13 protein-coding genes and 1 pseudogene are annotated in these 17,968 nt (G+C 29.4%); 4 read left to right on the top strand and 10 right to left on the bottom strand.

Annotation, left to right across the window (positions count from 1 at the left end):
• Window positions 1-4: 4 nt before the first annotated feature.
• The 5 genes from RWN11_RS00885 to RWN11_RS00905 all read right to left on the bottom strand — a co-directional run bounded on the left by RWN11_RS00885 (window position 5) and on the right by RWN11_RS00905 (window position 6,284).
• Window positions 5-685, bottom strand: a complete 681-nt coding sequence (locus RWN11_RS00885; protein ID WP_314159911.1) for a sugar transferase — start codon at window positions 683-685, stop codon at window positions 5-7.
• A gap of 117 nt (window positions 686-802) precedes the next feature.
• Window positions 803-1,813, bottom strand: a complete 1,011-nt coding sequence (locus tag RWN11_RS00890; protein ID WP_314159912.1) for an acyltransferase — start codon at window positions 1,811-1,813, stop codon at window positions 803-805.
• A complete protein-coding gene (locus tag RWN11_RS00895; RefSeq protein ID WP_314159913.1) occupies window positions 1,813-3,411 on the bottom strand; it encodes a hypothetical protein in 1,599 nt (532 codons plus the stop codon). Before RWN11_RS00895 ends, RWN11_RS00890 begins: the two co-directional genes overlap by 1 nt.
• Before the next feature lie 535 nt (window positions 3,412-3,946).
• Entirely contained in the window at window positions 3,947-6,001 is a 2,055-nt protein-coding gene (locus RWN11_RS00900; protein WP_314159914.1) for a heavy metal translocating P-type ATPase, read from the bottom strand.
• A 1-nt stretch (window position 6,002) separates the two neighbouring features.
• Entirely contained in the window at window positions 6,003-6,284 is a 282-nt protein-coding gene (locus RWN11_RS00905; RefSeq protein WP_274460090.1) for a DUF6110 family protein, read from the bottom strand.
• Between the two features lie 735 nt (window positions 6,285-7,019).
• Between RWN11_RS00905 and RWN11_RS00910 the strand changes: the two genes are divergently transcribed.
• The 3 genes from RWN11_RS00910 to RWN11_RS00920 are packed head-to-tail and all read left to right on the top strand — an operon-like array spanning window position 7,020 to window position 9,100.
• Window positions 7,020-7,949 (top strand): SAM-dependent methyltransferase, encoded by a 930-nt coding sequence (locus RWN11_RS00910; RefSeq protein ID WP_314159915.1) that lies wholly within the window; start codon window positions 7,020-7,022, stop codon window positions 7,947-7,949.
• Window positions 7,950-7,970: 21 nt separating this feature from the next.
• A complete protein-coding gene (locus RWN11_RS00915; RefSeq protein ID WP_314159916.1) occupies window positions 7,971-8,540 on the top strand; it encodes a class I SAM-dependent methyltransferase in 570 nt (189 codons plus the stop codon).
• The gene (locus RWN11_RS00920) at window positions 8,528-9,100 is read left to right on the top strand and encodes a CYTH domain-containing protein (RefSeq protein WP_314159917.1); all 573 of its coding nucleotides are present in this window, start codon (window positions 8,528-8,530) and stop codon (window positions 9,098-9,100) included. The genes RWN11_RS00915 and RWN11_RS00920 overlap by 13 nt, the downstream gene beginning before the upstream one ends.
• 810 nt (window positions 9,101-9,910) lie before the next feature.
• Here RWN11_RS00920 and RWN11_RS00925 read toward each other — a convergent pair.
• Together RWN11_RS00925 and RWN11_RS00930 are read right to left on the bottom strand one after the other, a co-directional pair.
• The gene (locus tag RWN11_RS00925) at window positions 9,911-10,942 is read right to left on the bottom strand and encodes a hypothetical protein (RefSeq protein ID WP_314159918.1); all 1,032 of its coding nucleotides are present in this window, start codon (window positions 10,940-10,942) and stop codon (window positions 9,911-9,913) included.
• Window positions 10,936-12,087: a hypothetical protein gene (locus RWN11_RS00930; protein ID WP_314159919.1), complete on the bottom strand. Its 1,152-nt coding sequence runs from the start codon at window positions 12,085-12,087 to the stop codon at window positions 10,936-10,938. The genes RWN11_RS00925 and RWN11_RS00930 overlap by 7 nt, the downstream gene beginning before the upstream one ends.
• Window positions 12,088-14,092: 2,005 nt before the next feature.
• Between RWN11_RS00930 and RWN11_RS00935 the strand changes: the two are divergent.
• A pseudogene (locus RWN11_RS00935) lies at window positions 14,093-14,338 on the top strand (transposase); the annotation flags it as partial.
• Between the two features lie 284 nt (window positions 14,339-14,622).
• On the opposite strand, the gene RWN11_RS00940 reads toward RWN11_RS00935, so the two are convergent.
• From RWN11_RS00940 to RWN11_RS00950, 3 genes are read right to left on the bottom strand one after another with little or no spacing between them, the layout of a single operon-like run.
• Window positions 14,623-15,249, bottom strand: a complete 627-nt coding sequence (locus tag RWN11_RS00940; RefSeq protein ID WP_314159920.1) for an HNH endonuclease — start codon at window positions 15,247-15,249, stop codon at window positions 14,623-14,625.
• Entirely contained in the window at window positions 15,239-15,835 is a 597-nt protein-coding gene (locus RWN11_RS00945) for a hypothetical protein (RefSeq protein WP_314159921.1), read from the bottom strand. The genes RWN11_RS00940 and RWN11_RS00945 overlap by 11 nt, the downstream gene beginning before the upstream one ends.
• A complete protein-coding gene (locus RWN11_RS00950) occupies window positions 15,804-17,963 on the bottom strand; it encodes an ATP-binding protein (protein WP_314159922.1) in 2,160 nt (719 codons plus the stop codon). Before RWN11_RS00950 ends, RWN11_RS00945 begins: the two co-directional genes overlap by 32 nt.
• Window positions 17,964-17,968: the final 5 nt, after the last annotated feature.

Raw genomic sequence — 17,968 nt, forward strand, 5'->3', positions numbered from 1 at the left:
AACTCTATTTAACAACCGCAATAGTAGTTCTTATCATTATTTTAATATCATTTATAACACTGAATTCTTCAATGTACTTTAAATTATATTTCATCTTGTCTGGAAGAATTTCCTTCACATAGATTTCATCTACACTTCTTCCACTTCCTTTGAATTTCTCAATAACTTCGTCTTCATCTTTGTATTCGATACTCGCTGGAGAAGTTATCCCAGCAGGAAGAAGTAATGTTGCATTCATTTCATCAGTGTACTTATCTACATATTTCGCTACTTCCGGTCTTACACCAACAAAGCTCATATCACCTACAAGTACGTTTATAAGTTGAGGTAGTTCATCAAGACGTAGTTTACGTAGCTTATGTCCGACCTTACTAATACGAGGATCATTTTGCTGAGTAACAGCTGTTCCAAGCTTATCAGCATCTTTAACCATAGTTCTAAACTTAAAAATTCTAAAAGTTCGACCATAAGTTGTAATACGCTCTTGCCTGTAAAATACAGGACCTTCACTATCAAGTTTTATCCAAATAGCTATTCCTAAAATTATCGGCGATAAAGGGATAAGCAAAATTAATGCAAGCACCTTATCAAAAAGTAATTTTAGAAATAATGATATCTTCTTCTTTTCAATAGAAGCTCTATACTTTTTTACGGCTTCTGTTTCAAATCTATTATCAATGTTCATCTTTCACCTTAATAGCCAATCAACTGTTTCGATTAGCTCTACTAATTTATTTCATCTCTTTATTATACCACACTTCGCAATAGAACAGAAGAAATGAAAGCAAAAAAGACAACCAAATTAGGTTGTCTTAAATGATTTTCCAATAAGAAATGGAAAACTATTATTAATTATCTTAGCAATTACTTCACATAATAGTATTGCTAATAATAATTCTACACTAGCTATTATATAATTACTAACAAATATTCCTGTATACTTACTCGCAAGCTGCTCCATGATTATGTCTAAAATATATAAAACTATTGGTGAATGATATGCATAATATATCAATGTGTTGCTACCAATTCTCTCTAATATTTGTATATTTGGAATATTTTTGAATAATATAAAACTTGCCCAGATACCAAAGAACGCAGCAACAAAATATAAGAAAGTCGAATTAATCTGTTGGTAATAAAGATCTACTCTAGTGTTATAAACTCCACATATAATACTTACTACAACAACTGGTAAAAAATATTCTTTTCTGAAATACCTTTGTAAAGTATCTAGATTTTTTCTTAATATATATCCTGATAATATGAAGATAGTCGCATACGGTACAAGATCAAAACTCCAAATCAACCAAAATTCCATTACATATAGTTTTTTTCCTAAACTACCACACAGTATAAGCACAACAAATACAATTACATATTGATATAGTTCATCACTGTATTTTATCGCAAAATAACAAACTAATTCCGCTAAAAACAACACATTTAAAAACCACAGTTGATAATAAATATGCATTCTATCTGCTACTATCATGGCTTTTATAAAATGTATAATATCTATTTTCAAAATAAATTGCGGTTGCAAAATAAATGATTTAATAAAAAATATAGAAATATTCATTAAAAAGCAAGGTATAACTATAGTTTTAAATTTTCTAGAAAAGAATTCAAAGAACGAAGTATACTTTGCTACATTTAAAGTCATTCCAGATAAAAAGAAAAATAAAGGTATATGGAATATATATAGTAATAATTTTACCTTGGCTGGAGTGTATCCCATGTGACCAGCTATTACTAAGATTATGCAAAAAGCCTTCAACATATCGATATATTTAATTCTCTTACTACTCATTACTTATCACTCCTTAAAATATATATATTCATATCATTTAAAATATCACTTTCTTTTACAAAGTAAACATCCTTATCATAGTTTTCTTTAAACAATACTCTGATTTTATCGAAAGAACTAGAGTCCTTGGGTAAAATAAATTTAATATTATCACTATTTACCGCACTAGAAAGTATATTATTCGTATCTTTCACTCCAAATTCTTTTAGTTTATTATGATATTCAGGCGAGAATGTTTGCCAGGTCCCAAAAGTTATTATGTTTTTTGTTAACTTATCTGTCTCAACAAAAACCTTACTAACATTAGGTTGCGAACTAACTAAGTTTCCATATCCTGAAATAATATATAAATTATCTTTATTATTGACTAGTATATTATTATAAGCCTTATTAAAATCATAAGAGTGATAATTAAACCAATACAATTCATTTTTCCCATATTTCCATATAGAGCCCATTAATAGTATGCATAAAATTGTAAAGATAACATTTTCTAGATTATTCAATAATTTATAATTTCTTTTTATAAATAACTCATTTCCATATACAATAAAGATAAATAGAGCTAGAATAATGATAGGTATATAAACTCTCTCTACTACTCTTTGTCTAACTATTAGCGCTGTTAGCAGAGCTAAAGGACTCAAAAATAGCAGATATCCATAATAACTTTTAGATTTATAAAATATAAAAACAAGAATTACAAAAAATGTAAACAACTTATAAAACTCATTAGAAAAGTACTCAAGTATTATCTTTTTAATCGAAAAATTATATTTTTCTGATACTGATCGTACTCTATCAAGATTATCTAATAACTCATTACTAAAGATTTGTTTTTCTGAGAGTATCCAAGAATTATGACTTACTAATGTATTTTCAGTAATACCAATCTTATCTAGACTTTCTTTTTTTTCAGAATAATCAATAGCAGGATAGTCTCTTATCAAAGTACTCTTTTCATTCCATTCTATATAAGATTTTTCTACATCATCACTTTGTATAAATAACCAATTTGCTAAACTTACAATAAAAATTGTACTAATTAAAATAGCTGTTTGTTTTACCTTTTTATTCCTAATTAGTTCAAATACGATTATCGCTGAACATATTACTAAAAGACTGGGTATTATTTGAACTCTAAGAGAGATACCTATAAATATAAGTATAACAGCAAAAACTATGTTTTTTTCTTTATAAAGTAAAAATATTCCGGAGATAGATAACAAATAAGCAACCACAGAATATGTAAAATATTTTAATAAAGCAAACTCTATTACTAAAACTATTATCCATAGAACTATTTTATATTTTCTATCTCGAAACAGATAAAGCAAACATGAAAAACTTATACTATACGCTGATGCTAAAAAAACGAAATAAATATTAATATTTGAAAATAAACTTTGTAATATTACTAATATCCTAGTTAATACTATTCCCATGTAGGGAAGTAACATATATTCTTTATTTAAAATTGAATAATTAATTGTAACATCATCAACAGCATGATAAATATAACCATATAAATATCTATATAGCACTACAATAAATAATGGTATACCAATTGAAATTATTAACGATGTAGTTTTCTTCACTATTTACCTGCCTCCTTCCCTTAAAATATAATATTAAAAATTTAATAACACTAGTATAATACTATAATTAAAAGGTTTTTTCAAATTAAAGATGATTTTACTTTTCTTTATTTAGAACTACCATCATTTTCGTATTAAATAACACTTTATTAGCCTACTTACTTTCATATATTGTAGATAATATTACGTATCCTTTTGTAAATCAAATTACTAATATGAACATGAGGTTCAGTATGTTCCCAGTGATAGTAGTCCTGAACTTTATACTGACTATAATCCTTGTTATAATTGTAAGAATTATCTTATCAGTACTTTCTAAATCTATAAAACTTGCAAGAAGATAGTTTCACATTATAGTGAGACTATCTTTTTACTATTTCTTCCAATATAAACAAAAACTCGAATCTAGATTCTCCCAGACTCGAGTTTTATTATTATTTAGTTCACATAGCCCAACAGCTTATAATTTTGTTTTGTTTACATAATCTCACGAGCTGATACCTATATTATGTACAGACACAAGCTAACTTTTACTCTACTTAATATTAAAATTCTTAAGTACGATACTAAATGTAGTTAGATTATGTAGTAATGCTAATAAGTTCGATGGTAATACATTTATTAACCCTAAGAATATTAGTGAACTATTAATCGATACTGTGCTCTTAACGTTGTTGCTCATTTGCACACGTAGTGTTTTTGAAACATCTGACAGTAATAATAGCGAGTTTAGTGAATCTGATTTTAGGACGACATCACTTATTTGTTTCGAAAGATCAGCACTTTCGCTCATAACAATACTTACGTCACTTTCCGACAGTGCCGCTGAGTCATTTAGACCGTCACCTATCATCAGGACATGTCTTCCTCGTTCTTTTTCGCCCTTAATATACTCAAACTTCGTAACTGGCGTCATACTTGTATGTACTTCATCAAAAGTTACGTCTTTTAAAATTTTCTTAGTTCTAATTTCGTTATCACCTGTTAACAGAACTACCTTTTTACCTTTATTTCTAAGCTCAGCTAATACTGTACTTGCCTCATCTCTTAATGGAATATCCACACAGAAAATTGAGATTAATTTTTCTTTATATCCTAAGAATAGTAGGTTATATTGTTCTTGTTTTTCGGATATGATTTGTTCTTGTTCGGCAGTAACAACTACACCTTCGTCTTTTAGCAATTGTCTACTTCCGATAACTACTTTCTCTCCGTCGATATGAGACACTATCCCTTTTGAAGCGATGTGATATAGTTCTGTGTGCATCTCTTCATGCTCAATCCCATCTTCTTCCGCCTTACTTACTACGGCACTAGCAATTGGATGATAGATATGCTCCTCTAAACATGCTCCAATTCTAAGAACTTCTTCATAAGAATATTCATAAAATGGTAGTACTTCTTGAATATATGGCTTAGATACTGTAATTGTTCCTGTTTTATCAAAAACAAATGTATCTATATCCTCATATTTATCAAGGGTTACTGAATTTTTTACCACAATTTTTTGATCGATTAGATTTTTTATAGTAGTTAGATATGCTACTGGTGTTGATAATTTCAATGCACATGAGTAGTCTACTAATAGAAACGACATCGCCTTCACGAATGATCTTGTAAATAAATACGTTAATCCCATCGCTAGGAAGTTATATTTTACGATGCTGTCGGCTAACTTAATATATTTGTAATGATATGCATCTTCTCTACTTTCAGAATCTTTCATCAGTTGAATTAAATGATGAATGCGACCATTAACCTGTGGATTTTCAACTTTTAGCTTAATCTCACCATTAACAACTATCGTATTAGAATAAACATTATCTCCGATATTCTTCACAACAGGGAAACTTTCACCTGTCAATGAACTTTCATCAACACTAGCTCCCTCACTCATCACAATACCATCAAAAAGAATTTCATTTCCTTCTGAAACTAGAATTATATCGCCTTTTTTCACCTCTGCACAAGTTATTTTTCTATTACCATCTTCTTCAACAAGCCAAATTTCTTTATCCATAGAAGTTAAACTTTGTTCTAGTACTTTTACAGATTTTTTCTCAGACCAGTTGTTTAAAGCTTCTCCTAATTCTAAGATGAACATAATAGAACTTGCTGTTTCACGAGCTCCCGTCGCCAATGACACAAGAATCGCTGCAGAATCAAGTGTTTCCATAGTAAGTTGCTTGCGTGATAGTAATTTCAGCGTATCTTTTAAATACCCTGATGCTTTCCACCATGTGTGAATAGCTCTAAATGGAAGTGGCACGAATAGCTTAGACATCGCACGCCAAAACACGGCATTCATAATAATTGAATAAGGACTTTCTTCAGCTACTGCAACCGGATTCTCATAACAGTCCTTAACTCTTTCTTTATTTACTAATTTAAAAAATTCTCGCAAACAACTGTTGCAACCATCTTTAAATATAACAACAAAAGTGTACTCATCTTGATAAAAGTCCACTTTTTGTATATTTTCGATTTTTGATGCCTGTTCTTTAAAATATACTTTTACATCTGGTGTTAAGCGAAAATTAACTCTAACCCTCGCTCTTGCACTTGAAAGATGTAGTATTTTGAAATCCATCTTATTTTTCCTCTAATTCTTGAAGATTGCTTTCTCTTTTTTCTTTTTCGTATAAGTCTTTAGCATCCGCTACAACATCGTCAGCATGTTGCTTGATATTTGATACTGTTCCTTCTACTCCATCTTTTGCCTTATATAATTTTGATAAAACAACTGAGTACCCTTTCTTCGCATCTTTACTTGATAAAAGTTTAAGACCGAAAGTCCCAAATGCTACTCCTCCTGCAAATACTCCTGGTGTTTTAAGTGCTGCTTTAGCGACTTTTAATACTTTAATTGACATATTTATTTCCTCCTTATAATACTTTATTATAATCATATTATATCATTTTACAATATATATGTAAATCCTAATATATCAAGCATAAAACTATTTTAATTAAGTTTTATAAAACTTTTTATCTCAAAAAATATTCTTACTTTTCTCAGTCTTGTATAGACATAAATTTAATGCTATATTTGGATTTTATTTTTTATTAAAACCTTATTATGTCAAAGCTTAATAGCAAATATCATCTATACTTTTCTATAATTTAACTCTAAAAATACCATAGCTCATAAATCTTCGTAAGGGAAACTTAAATTCCCAAGGAAATATTTCTTCTCTTTACTGTAGTGAACAACCTTGTTTATTAATATAAGATTTATCATAATTTTTTATAATTCACTCCATTCCCAGTCGTACCATACTGCATATTTGAATAATGAATCGATAATATGTAGATAAATATTTTTATCAACTCAAACCTTAATTTATGTTATAATAACAATGTTGAAGAAAGTGAGGCACTTGAGACAATCAAGACACTTTTGTATTAAAGAAAACATACAAAAATGAAAAAAAGTGATTTGTACTAGATGAAGTTATTAATTTTTAAAAAAATTATTTGTACTGGATTTACATATTGCTTTTGAATCGAAACATATTATTAAGAATTCGAAACAGTGATCCGTACTAGGTTTACGCACTACTTTTGAATAAAAAAACTCAATTAAATCGATAAATAAGGAGCACATTATGATTTATATTATTGGACTTGGACCTAATGATAGTTCAAACATTAAGGAAAATATCAAACAACTATTACTAGATAACACTAATGCAAAGGTTATCGCTCGTACTAAAGAGCACCCTGCGATTTCTTTCTTGGAGGAAAATAATATCGTATTTGAAACTTGTGACAGGTTTTATACAGAAAGTGAAAATTTCGAAAATACATATAACGGTATTGCGAATTATATTCTTGAAGTTGCTGAGGCTAACGATGTAATGTATCTCGTTCCTGGGCATCCTATGGTCGCTGAGCTGACTACTCAACTGCTTATAAACAGCGGTAAAGACGTAAAAATCGTTGGTGGTGAGAGCTTTTTAGATTCTTGTTTTAACGCAGCGAAGTTCGATCCTGTAGAGGGATTCTCTCTTGTTGATGCCACTGCGCTTGAGACGTTAAGACAGGTTAACCCACTACAACACCTACTTATCACTCAATGCTATGATGATTTAACTGCGGCTAATGTCTCTGACGAACTTATGTCGTTCTATCCTTATGATCATGAGGTTACAGTTATTGAGCAAGCCGGTGCAGAAGATGAGAAAATTTACACTGCTCCTCTACATGAACTTTCAGCTGCAGTTGGTGAGGACGTAAATAACCTACGTGCTTTATATATCGCACCGTTAAAAGATGGACTTAGCTTTAATATCAAAGACTACACTAAAGAATTTGATGAAAATGATGAAACTACAGAAGCTGATTTAGTAGAAAAATTAGAAAAACTTGTCGCAGGTCTTAAAGAAAATTTAAATCGAGAAGAAGACTATACAAGTGATAATTCGAAACTATTAGCTGAGATTATTAACACGTCACTTGACTTTACAATAGCTAGCGATAACTATTACGAACTTAGTGACATTCTTTCTGAAATGAAAGCAGACAGAAAAAAATAATTTTATAATAAGGATAATAATATGGATAAGGTATTAGCTTTTAGCAAAAAATTATTAAAAGAAGTTATTGATAAAAATTCAGTCGTCGTTGATGCTACAGCTGGAAATGGAAATGATACATTGTTTCTAGCGAAGACTTCAGCTAAAAAAGTCTATGCATTTGATATCCAAGAATTAGCAATAAAAAATACTACGAGTCTAATCGAAGAAGCTGAGCTATCAGATAAATGCGAGGTTATTCTTGATTCGCACTTTGAATTTAATAAGTATATAGATGAAAAAATTCGTGCAGTTATCTTTAATCTGGGATACCTACCGAATGCAGATCACGAGATTACTACACTAGCTGAGACGACACTTGCGACGATTAAAAAGTTCTTATTACACTTAGAAGTTGGTGGAAGAATCGTTATTGTTGTCTATTGGGGACATGAGAATGGTAAGGTAGAAAAGGAAGCATTGTTAAATGAACTTCAAAATCTCGACCAAAAAGAAGCTGAAGTATTGGTTTATCAATTTATAAATCAGAAAAACAACGCACCATTTATTATTGCGATTGAAAAGAGAAAGGAAATTTCATGCGAGAAATAGAAATAGAATTTAAAAACTTACTTACAAAAGATCAATATGCGTCACTATTTGAAAAATATGACTTAAAGAATTCTGAAAAAATAATAAACAAAAATTTCTACTATGATGATGCAGATGAAAGTTTCAAGAAAATCGGAGCAGCACTAAGAATTCGTTATACAAATAAAAAAACAGAGATGACTCTAAAGGTAAAAGGTGAAACTCAAAATGTTGAGATAAACGTACCTCTTGATGAAAAATATCCAAAAGAGCCAACGGTACTGCCAATTTTGCCGAATGAAATTATCGCTGAGCTAGAGCGAATGAACGTGAAGATTAAAACTCCAATGCTGATTCAAAAAATCGAGACGTTAAGACACGAAGTTACTTTAGAAGAAGGCTTATTGGTACTTGATGAGACAACATTTATCAATGATATCGTCGATTATGAATTAGAATTCGAGACAAAAGATTACGAAACAGGAGTAGTCGCATTCGAGAAATTATTAGAAGAAAACAATATAGACAAAAATCCTGCTAAACCAAAAATAGCAAGAGCTGTTGAGTATTCAAAAAGATAAAACTAAATAAAGATTTAAGAAACAGCGCTCTGTCAACTTCGGGGCATGGGAGAAATCATACTAGAAGGTATGGGCTCAAAAGTCCTAAATTTTAACAAAGTGTATATGAAAACTCATAAACGCAGTGGTTTATTGACATCTAAATTCGCTTTATAAAAGCTTTTTAGATGTCTAATAAACTTTGCGGGGGTGACTCGACAAAATCGATTTCTTAAAAATCACAATTTTTGAGTCACTCCCTTTTTCACCTATCATATGCAATTTAGGATAATTCGACAAAATCGATTTCTCTGAAATGACGATTTTCGAGTTATTTCCTGACATAGTAGTTTTTTATTATAACTTATTAGGGGCGTGAGGTGGCACTCGCACCCTAATTTCAAAATGGAAATTTTGACTGTTTTTTCCATTTTGAACTCTTTTTTTCTTCCCAAATTGGAAATTTTACCCGTTTTTTCCATTTTGAACTCTCTTTTTCTTCCAAAAATGGAAATTTTACCCGTTTTTTCCATTTTGAGCTCTCTTTTTCTTCCAAAAATGGAAATTTTGACTATTTTTTCCATTTTGGGCTCTCTTTTTCTTCTTAAAATGGAAATTTCGACTATTTTTTCCATTTTGCTTAATAAAAAATCTAGGAAACTATGAGATGACTCGATAAAATCGGTTTTGAAGTCACTCACTCTTCCCAGATTTTTTATATATACAACTATTTAGAAAATCGAACTCTTATATCTATTTACTTTCATGTATAAACATAAGTCAAAAGGTTTCTGTTTTTTGTATATATATGTCTCGAAAAATAAATCTAGTTTATTCTTCTTTGAACTTCACACCATTATCTTTCAGTTTTTTGATAATACCTACTCCAATACCATCTAGTTTTTTCAGTTCCTTTTCTGTATAACATTCGATAATTTCTTTATTATACAATTCTGCATCGATAATCTTGTTCAATTGTTTTTCCATACCTTTGAAGACAGGATCTTCTTTCATATCTTCTTTGGACACAGACTTACGTCCTTCAACAATCAGGCTTTGTTTTTTCTCTATATCTTCTCTATAGAATTTCTCTAATAATTCGTAATGATATTTATTAGTCAAATATTCTTTAGCAATGCCCACTGAGAATTGCATTTCAAAATATTTTTCCTTATTAGCACCTTTCACATTACCTGGATTTCCTTCTAAATAATCTAGAACTTTATTGAATCCGCCTTTAAAAATATCACCCGTGCACTTATTAAGTTTTTTAAGTTTAGTCATATAATAATGTGCTTCATCAAATCTTTCTTGATTTATGCTAAAGATACTTAACAATAGCAATGTCGCTTCTGAATCTTCATAGTCAAAACAATCAATATGATCCATCAATAAACTTTCTCTATCTAGGCGAACATACATAAGTGTCAAGAGATCTATCACCTCATGGAAATCACTTGGATTCGCCATCAACATAAGTTCATATAGTTTCGCGGCTTCTTCATTCATACCAGCCTTACTATAATATTCAGCCAGAACATCCGCTATTATCATCTGTTCAGCATCTTCATCATTATCTGAGTACATGATATCCTCTTCCAACTCTACAGCCCTTTCTAGAGCATCTTTATTTTCCTCATGAAGTTCACGTAAGGCGCTAATTTTATCAACGACACTCATATTCCCTTCATCTATCGCATCAACAAGATCGCTAAGAGAAGCATCTATCTCATAACCTTCGTCGACTAAATTGTAAATACGTTCAAATACCTCGGTAGCCTCTTCCTTACTAGAAAAATGCTTCCCTTCAGTTTTCAAAAACTCTTTAAGCAATATTTCGAATTCTCTATCATGTTTTACCATAAGTCATCCTCCATAAGATCCATCTGGATATCAAACTCACTATCATCAGCGAACATTACACCGTTTAAATGTAGGTTTTTGATAGTCCCCTTACCTAAACCTTTTATTTTAAGAAATTCTGACTTCGTAATCTTCAAGAAATCCTCTTTTGTTAATAAAAAGTTCTCATGCATAATTTTTAATTCCGTATCTCTAATTGCCATAAACGATTTATCTCGTTTCATATCAGCAACCGTTATTTCCTTGCGGTCGGCATACTTATCTAATTCATCTCCAATTACATATTCACTTTCTCTCACATGCATAAGGAAGTCGAAATAATACTCTCTATTTATAAAATAATCAAATTTCATAACCGTATTAAGAGCATCTAGATACTTACAATCATCATCCGTGCTAAATTCAATCAGCTTAGGATTAGCAATTCTATCTAATACATCCGAAATGTATTTATTATTTTTTATCAATTTATTATAGAATGCAACTGCCTCTTTCTCCTCACCTTGCATCAAGTGATAGAAAACTTTTGATAATAAAATTACATCATCATTTTTACCACGTTTATTCATAAGTTTATAGTAATGGTTAAGCATTGTGAAATCATTTAATATAAGACTAGCCACGATAAAATTATGATACATCGGCACTAAAACTTCATCAGCCATATCTAAAGCCATATAAAAAGGTTTATATGCATCCCAAACTTTATTGTAGAGCTTATTACCTAAATAAAATTCCGCAAGGTGGTGGCAAACTATTAGATGAAGATAGTTAATCGGAAATAGTTTACCCTCGACATAACCTTCTTCAAAGGTGTATACTTCATCTTTTAGGCGTAGTAATGCTAATTCTATTTCATATTCTGTACAATCTTTACTAACAATTTTCCAGACTCTAGCATCCACATTATACTTAGATAAAGCTATTGCATCTTCAATATAAATCGCATATTTAGAATCATCAATATTCTCAATAAACTCCGCAAAAAGCCTCATCGATTCTTTAAAATCAGATTCAATCTCTTTAGAAGTAAATCTAATCTTACCATAACCTTGATTAAGTTTAAAGTCTCTAGATGTTTTATTCCTAATTCCTGTATATCCTTTTTTATTAACAGGAAATTTTATAATTTTTTTATTATTCATGTCTGCCCCTCCTTTTATCTTTATAATAAATATACAAAATTTACAGCGATTTTATCAATCCTCTTATATATGAAAATCTTTATAAAATTCACTCTTCCTTCAACTTTATTCTACACCAAATTTCAATATAATACAAACTTAACAATCAGCAAATCGCCAAATATGAAGAATAAAAAATAATTTATGGTAGTTAACAGAAATAAAAAAACTTATCTCATACTTAATAAGATAAGATTCTTTATAACTTGACATAGTGACCTATAATGATAAAACAAGGGAAGTAGATAGCCATTTTAGCTCACGACGCACATACTTCACTTGTGTGTAAATATTAGTATAAAAAGCCAATTGAACTGAATCTTCAATTGGCTTTCGTGGTGGAATTTGATAGACATCATTCACTTCTTATAGTCTATCCCATGTTTTAGCTATTGACCCAGCGTAAATCATCTTCACTTATGTCTAATATCAATTGATACCTTGCCCGAAAGGAGGTGGTTGAATGGAGATAGACATTACCCAAATTCTTGTTAATTATTATCAGAAATACTAATCCTAATATATAATATTATCCTCTTAATTTATATCAACTTACTTTTAGACACAGCTCATAAATTCCACTCTATACGTGATTTCCACCACTAATCTGATTAAAATCAAAATTAGAGCTTATATTAAAAAGTATTATTACTTCCTATTCACTTGTCTATACTTTATCATATCTTTCTATATCATGTCAAACAACTTTCATTTAAAATCACTATTCTTTTTTTCTTGATAACTACCTTTTTTATTTTCCGTTTACATAATCTTAAAAATGCAATTTTAATCTCAACATCAATAAGAAAACCTTTTCTAACATGACTTCTAGTGCTATAATAAAGTTAGGCTACTAGCTCCAAAAGGAGGTGGTTGCATGTACGATATAATCGTTCAAATTCTTGTTGGACTATTTATAGGAATTATTCTCCTATTTATAGAATATTTTTATTTCCTAAATGATAAAAACAACAAGAAAAGGTAGCCCTATTTAGGCACGACGTACATGTTATTCACTCATGTATGAATATCTATTCTCATACTAAGTAGTATGTTAATACATATAAAAAAGCAACTGAATGGCGTTTCAGTTGCTTTTCGTGGTCTCATGTGAATATAATCGTCCAATTCACTTATATATATTCTACCACATACCTTTTCTTGTTGTCAATTAATTCGAAGGCATATCCTCTATCCCTTCTCCTATTTACATAATCTTAAAAATCTAACTTTAGTTTTAACATTAATAAGAAAACCTTTTCTAAAATAATTTCTAGTGCTATAATAAAGGTAGGCTACTGCCCCGGAAGGGAGGTGTTGGTATGAATACTAGCATTTCACAAATTCTTGTGAATCTATTATCCGGAGTTATTCTTCTGATAATAGAATATTATTTCCTAAAAGATAACAACAAGAAAAAGTAGCCATTTTAGGACACGATGCATACTCTTCACTTTGTATGTGAATATTAAATATTAATATAAAAAGCCAATTGAAATAGCACTTCAATTGGCTTTCGTGTTGGAATGTACTAGCATTTCACATTCACTTTCCTATATTCTATCACATACCTTTTCTTGTTGTCAATTAATTCGAAGAGCTGGATATAATAAAATTCGGAAAGGGTAGAAAAAAAATAAATTTCTTTAAACTATAAATTGCGGGTCTATAATAAATACGGTTGATAATAAATATCAGCCGTATTTAAATTTATAAAAAAATAGAAAAGAATGTAAAATTCCTCTATAATTTAAGTATGAGCAAAAAATCAAGAAAGGAAATTTACATTCATATGTGTAATTATAGCAAATCTCTTAAAATAACGCTACAAATAACTGACGAAAATATAAAAATTCTAGATAAAACAGAGGAAATTGAAATAAATGGTTGTAAGCATCTCGTTTATTACGGAGTATTGGAAGCTTCATCTAACTCTTGTCCTTATTGTAAAGAATGTAAGATAACTAATAACGGTCCTTTAGAAGGAATTAACAACAAAATTAAAGTTATTAAGCGTATTTCTTATGGTTATAGATCTTTTAGTAACTTTAAAGCTAAAATACTCCTTGTATTCAGCTTATTTATACCTTCTGAAACTAACAAAAAACCTAGATATTCGAAAGAAGAGCGCCAAGATATTCTCGATAAAAAGAAAGAAATAAAACTAAAACGAAAAAATAGAAAAAAAGCTATACTACTTAATATAGCATAGCTTTCTCCTAATTTTCTAAATCAACCGAATTTGACAAAGAACCGCAAAATGCTGCCTAGATTTCTAGAGTGATTTTTTCCCATGCCCCGAACTTGACAAAGAGCCAAAATTTGTTACTTAATTCTTGCCGACGAAAAAATTTTTTTAATTTTTCATTGTAATTTAATTTTTTGGAATTTATTTTCCGTAATAATTTGACTTTAACAGAAGCTACAAAACCCTTGTAATTACTCGACTATTTGACTGTGTCATTATTATGACGCGAAACCCAGACGATGCGTCCACTATAGCTCATTTCTTTTTTTTTGCAAAAACATAATACATTTTAATATTTTTTCAATATTTTTATCATCGGAATATTTATTGTAAAATCCATACATATTCATGAGCAAAAAATCCAATCTTCTAATTTCTTCATCCAATTTCAATTTTCTATAGAAGCTACAAATAATATTATCTGTAATATATTTTTGCTCCGTCCTAATATAATACTCCTCATCTCTATAAAATAATTCTGTTATGCTTTCATCATCAACATTAAATCTTGGAGAATATGCTTCACTCCATATAAAATCTTTTTTTGCTCTATTACATTTTTTGCATGAGAGAACCAAATTATTTATTTTGCCAGCATTTATAAAATCTTCATTGAATGATGATTCACAAATAAAATGATCTACTTCAAATAATTCACAACTTATCACATCTGTTGTGATACCACAATAAGCACATTTATTATTATATATATTCCTAAATTGCTTATTATATTCACTATCTCTTTTATTTATTTGATTGTATATTATTTTTACCTTAGGATGTTCTCTTTTTATTCTCTCTTCTAAAGCTTTTTTTTCATCAATAATGTTCTTTTTGGGAACTTCATATACTGTATTTCTATAATCATTCTTCATAATTTTTTCTCATTTCTTCAAAAGCTTTAATAAGATTATCAATATCCATCTTAGTTAAATTATCATAATTTGACACTCCATTTATTGAATTCTCCATTTTTTCAAATAGGAATTTCTCAACATAATTTTTCATGGAAATATTTTTTAAAATATTTCTATTTAAAATTATATTTTGGGTGGCATTAACTATTCCTTCATTCCAATTATCTTGAAAAAATGAATCCACACCACAAAGATACGTATTAGAATTATATTTTTTTAATGTACTATATTCCATCTTTTCTTGATATTGAGTAATTACTATTATTTCTTTAAAAGGAAAAATTTTTTTAATTATCAAGCCAAGCTCTTCCCCAGAAATTTTCTTATCTTGTACGTTTCCATTTTCAAAAAGCATTGAATCCAAAAACAATATATCAGCTTTTTGAATTTCATCATTCTCAAGCAAGTCTTCGTAGGAATATTTATTTTCAAATTTCAATTCTGAATATTTATATTCAGCCTTATCATTTGAATATGAATTTAAATATTTCGAAACATACAAATCAATTTTGTCATCTACATAAAGCATAGTTATTAATTCCATTTAAAATCGTTTCCTCCATTTCAAAACTAAATTTAAACCCACTCTCTCCTGAAATAGAAAGAATTTTTCCTTTTTGTAAATTAATTGTATTGTTAATTATCCACATCCCAAGACCGTGTCCATTTGTTCTGCTTGTTTCATGCGGTTCTAAAATAATTCTTGGGTTATCTAAATATTTTTTTGACAATCCCTTCCCATCATCGTAATACAATATTTTCAGCTTATTATTATCTCTACTAATTACAATTTTTATTCTTAATTCATTAGCTTCGCTGTTTTGTTGAACACTATTTAGTATTAAATTATCAAATATAGTGTAGAATGTGTCTTTTGATATATTAAATTCTACTTTATCATCTATACACGTTTCTATATGTAACCAAGAATAATCTTTTTTCCAACCTTCTAATATTTGATTTAAAATTTCTTTTATATTTAAACATTCTGCAAAAAATTGATTTTTTTCTACTTTTTCTAAAATCGCATCAATAAATCTCAGTATTTTTTTTACTGCAATATGATTATTTTCTAACAAACCTGGTATATCTTCACACGCAATTTTTCTATTCTCTGGACTATTAACAATTTCCCAAACCCTATATTTTTTTAAAGCATTAACGATGTCATCATAGGATGGTTCCATTTGATTTCTGTCGTTATTTATTTCATGTGCTATTGATGTAGCCTTCATTCCAGATGTTGCTAGAGCATTTAAAATTCTAACATCATATTTATACCTTGCTTTCTCTTGCTCAAATTTTTTACTATCTTGTTTAAATAATTTTAGTTCATTAATAAGCTTATCCTGTTCACTTTTATTTAAATTTTCTATCTTTTTAGGATTTTTAACAATTTCATCTGATATTTTTTTTATAGGCGCTTCTTCACCTTTATTTTTTTCATTTATTTTTCGAATTATTTTTTGTCTATATCTTTCAAATTCTTTGATACCAGTTAATATAATTTGAACGAACAATTTATAGTATATATTTTCATCTAATCCTTGTCTATTCATAAGATCTTGCAATACTATATTTTGTTGCTTATCAATCAATACATATCCAGACATTTGATTTTCTCTAACTCTCCAAGCCCCTGTGGGATGTGATGCCGCTGCTGGAGATTTTCTTGTTCTTTTCCCTAATCCTAACCAATCTCTTTCACCTTCAAACGATGATATGCTAAAAGCATTTCTATAAAGAATCACCCCACTATCAACACTTTCATCAGTACTTAAATATTTATATAAAAATTTTTCTTTATCTTGCTTTGTTGCGTTTAAGTTGAAAAATAAGTTTACAGAGAATCCCCCAAGTTCCTCTAACTCAGAAAATAATTCTTCTCCTCGCATCTCAGCAATTTCATTACCTTCAAATTCATCAAAAATATTCACTTCACTTTTATATGTATTTAAATCCATTTCTGGGCAATACTTTATGGCTTCACTATCAAACTCGTCTGAAAGCACTAATACAGACAGTATTCCTTTATTATATTTTAGTACAATATTCGCTCTACAATTTTTTCCAGGTTCAGGTTTTGGAAAATGCAACTTCACAAATTCATCGTATTCATTAGCTATAATCCGTATCTTCATAGCTGTATCATTATATGTTTTCTCAAGGTACTTATTTAATTTTTCAATTCTCCTAAGAGTCCATTTTTTTCTAAGATTGTTTATTACTATACAAGTACCTTTATTTTCTATGCTAGAATCTAAATCTAATGTTGATTTATCCCAATCTGTTTTCCAAACGACTCCATCTTTTTGTGCCTTTTTACTATACAATCGTATATTTTCACCTAATCTAGACAAGGCAAAACGACCTACTCCTTTCGCTCCAGCTTGCACTCTAACATTATTATTTGTATCAATGAAATCATATCCTTTACTGCTTTTTCCAATATGCATCCAGTGTTTCTTTATATCCTCTGAATCCATGCCATCTCCATTATCAGTTATTCTCAGCGTTGTTTTATCAATAAACTCTAATGTAACAATCAAAGCATTCGCATCATATGCATTTTTAACCAATTCTAAAACTGCCGCCTCATCATTGGAAAAGTTTTGTACGCCTAAAAGCTCTGCAATTGTACTATCTTCAATACTATACTTAAGATATTCCATATTTC

The organism is uncultured Gemella sp. (assembly GCF_963519265.1).
Classification (GTDB): Bacteria; Bacillota; Bacilli; order Staphylococcales; family Gemellaceae; genus Gemella.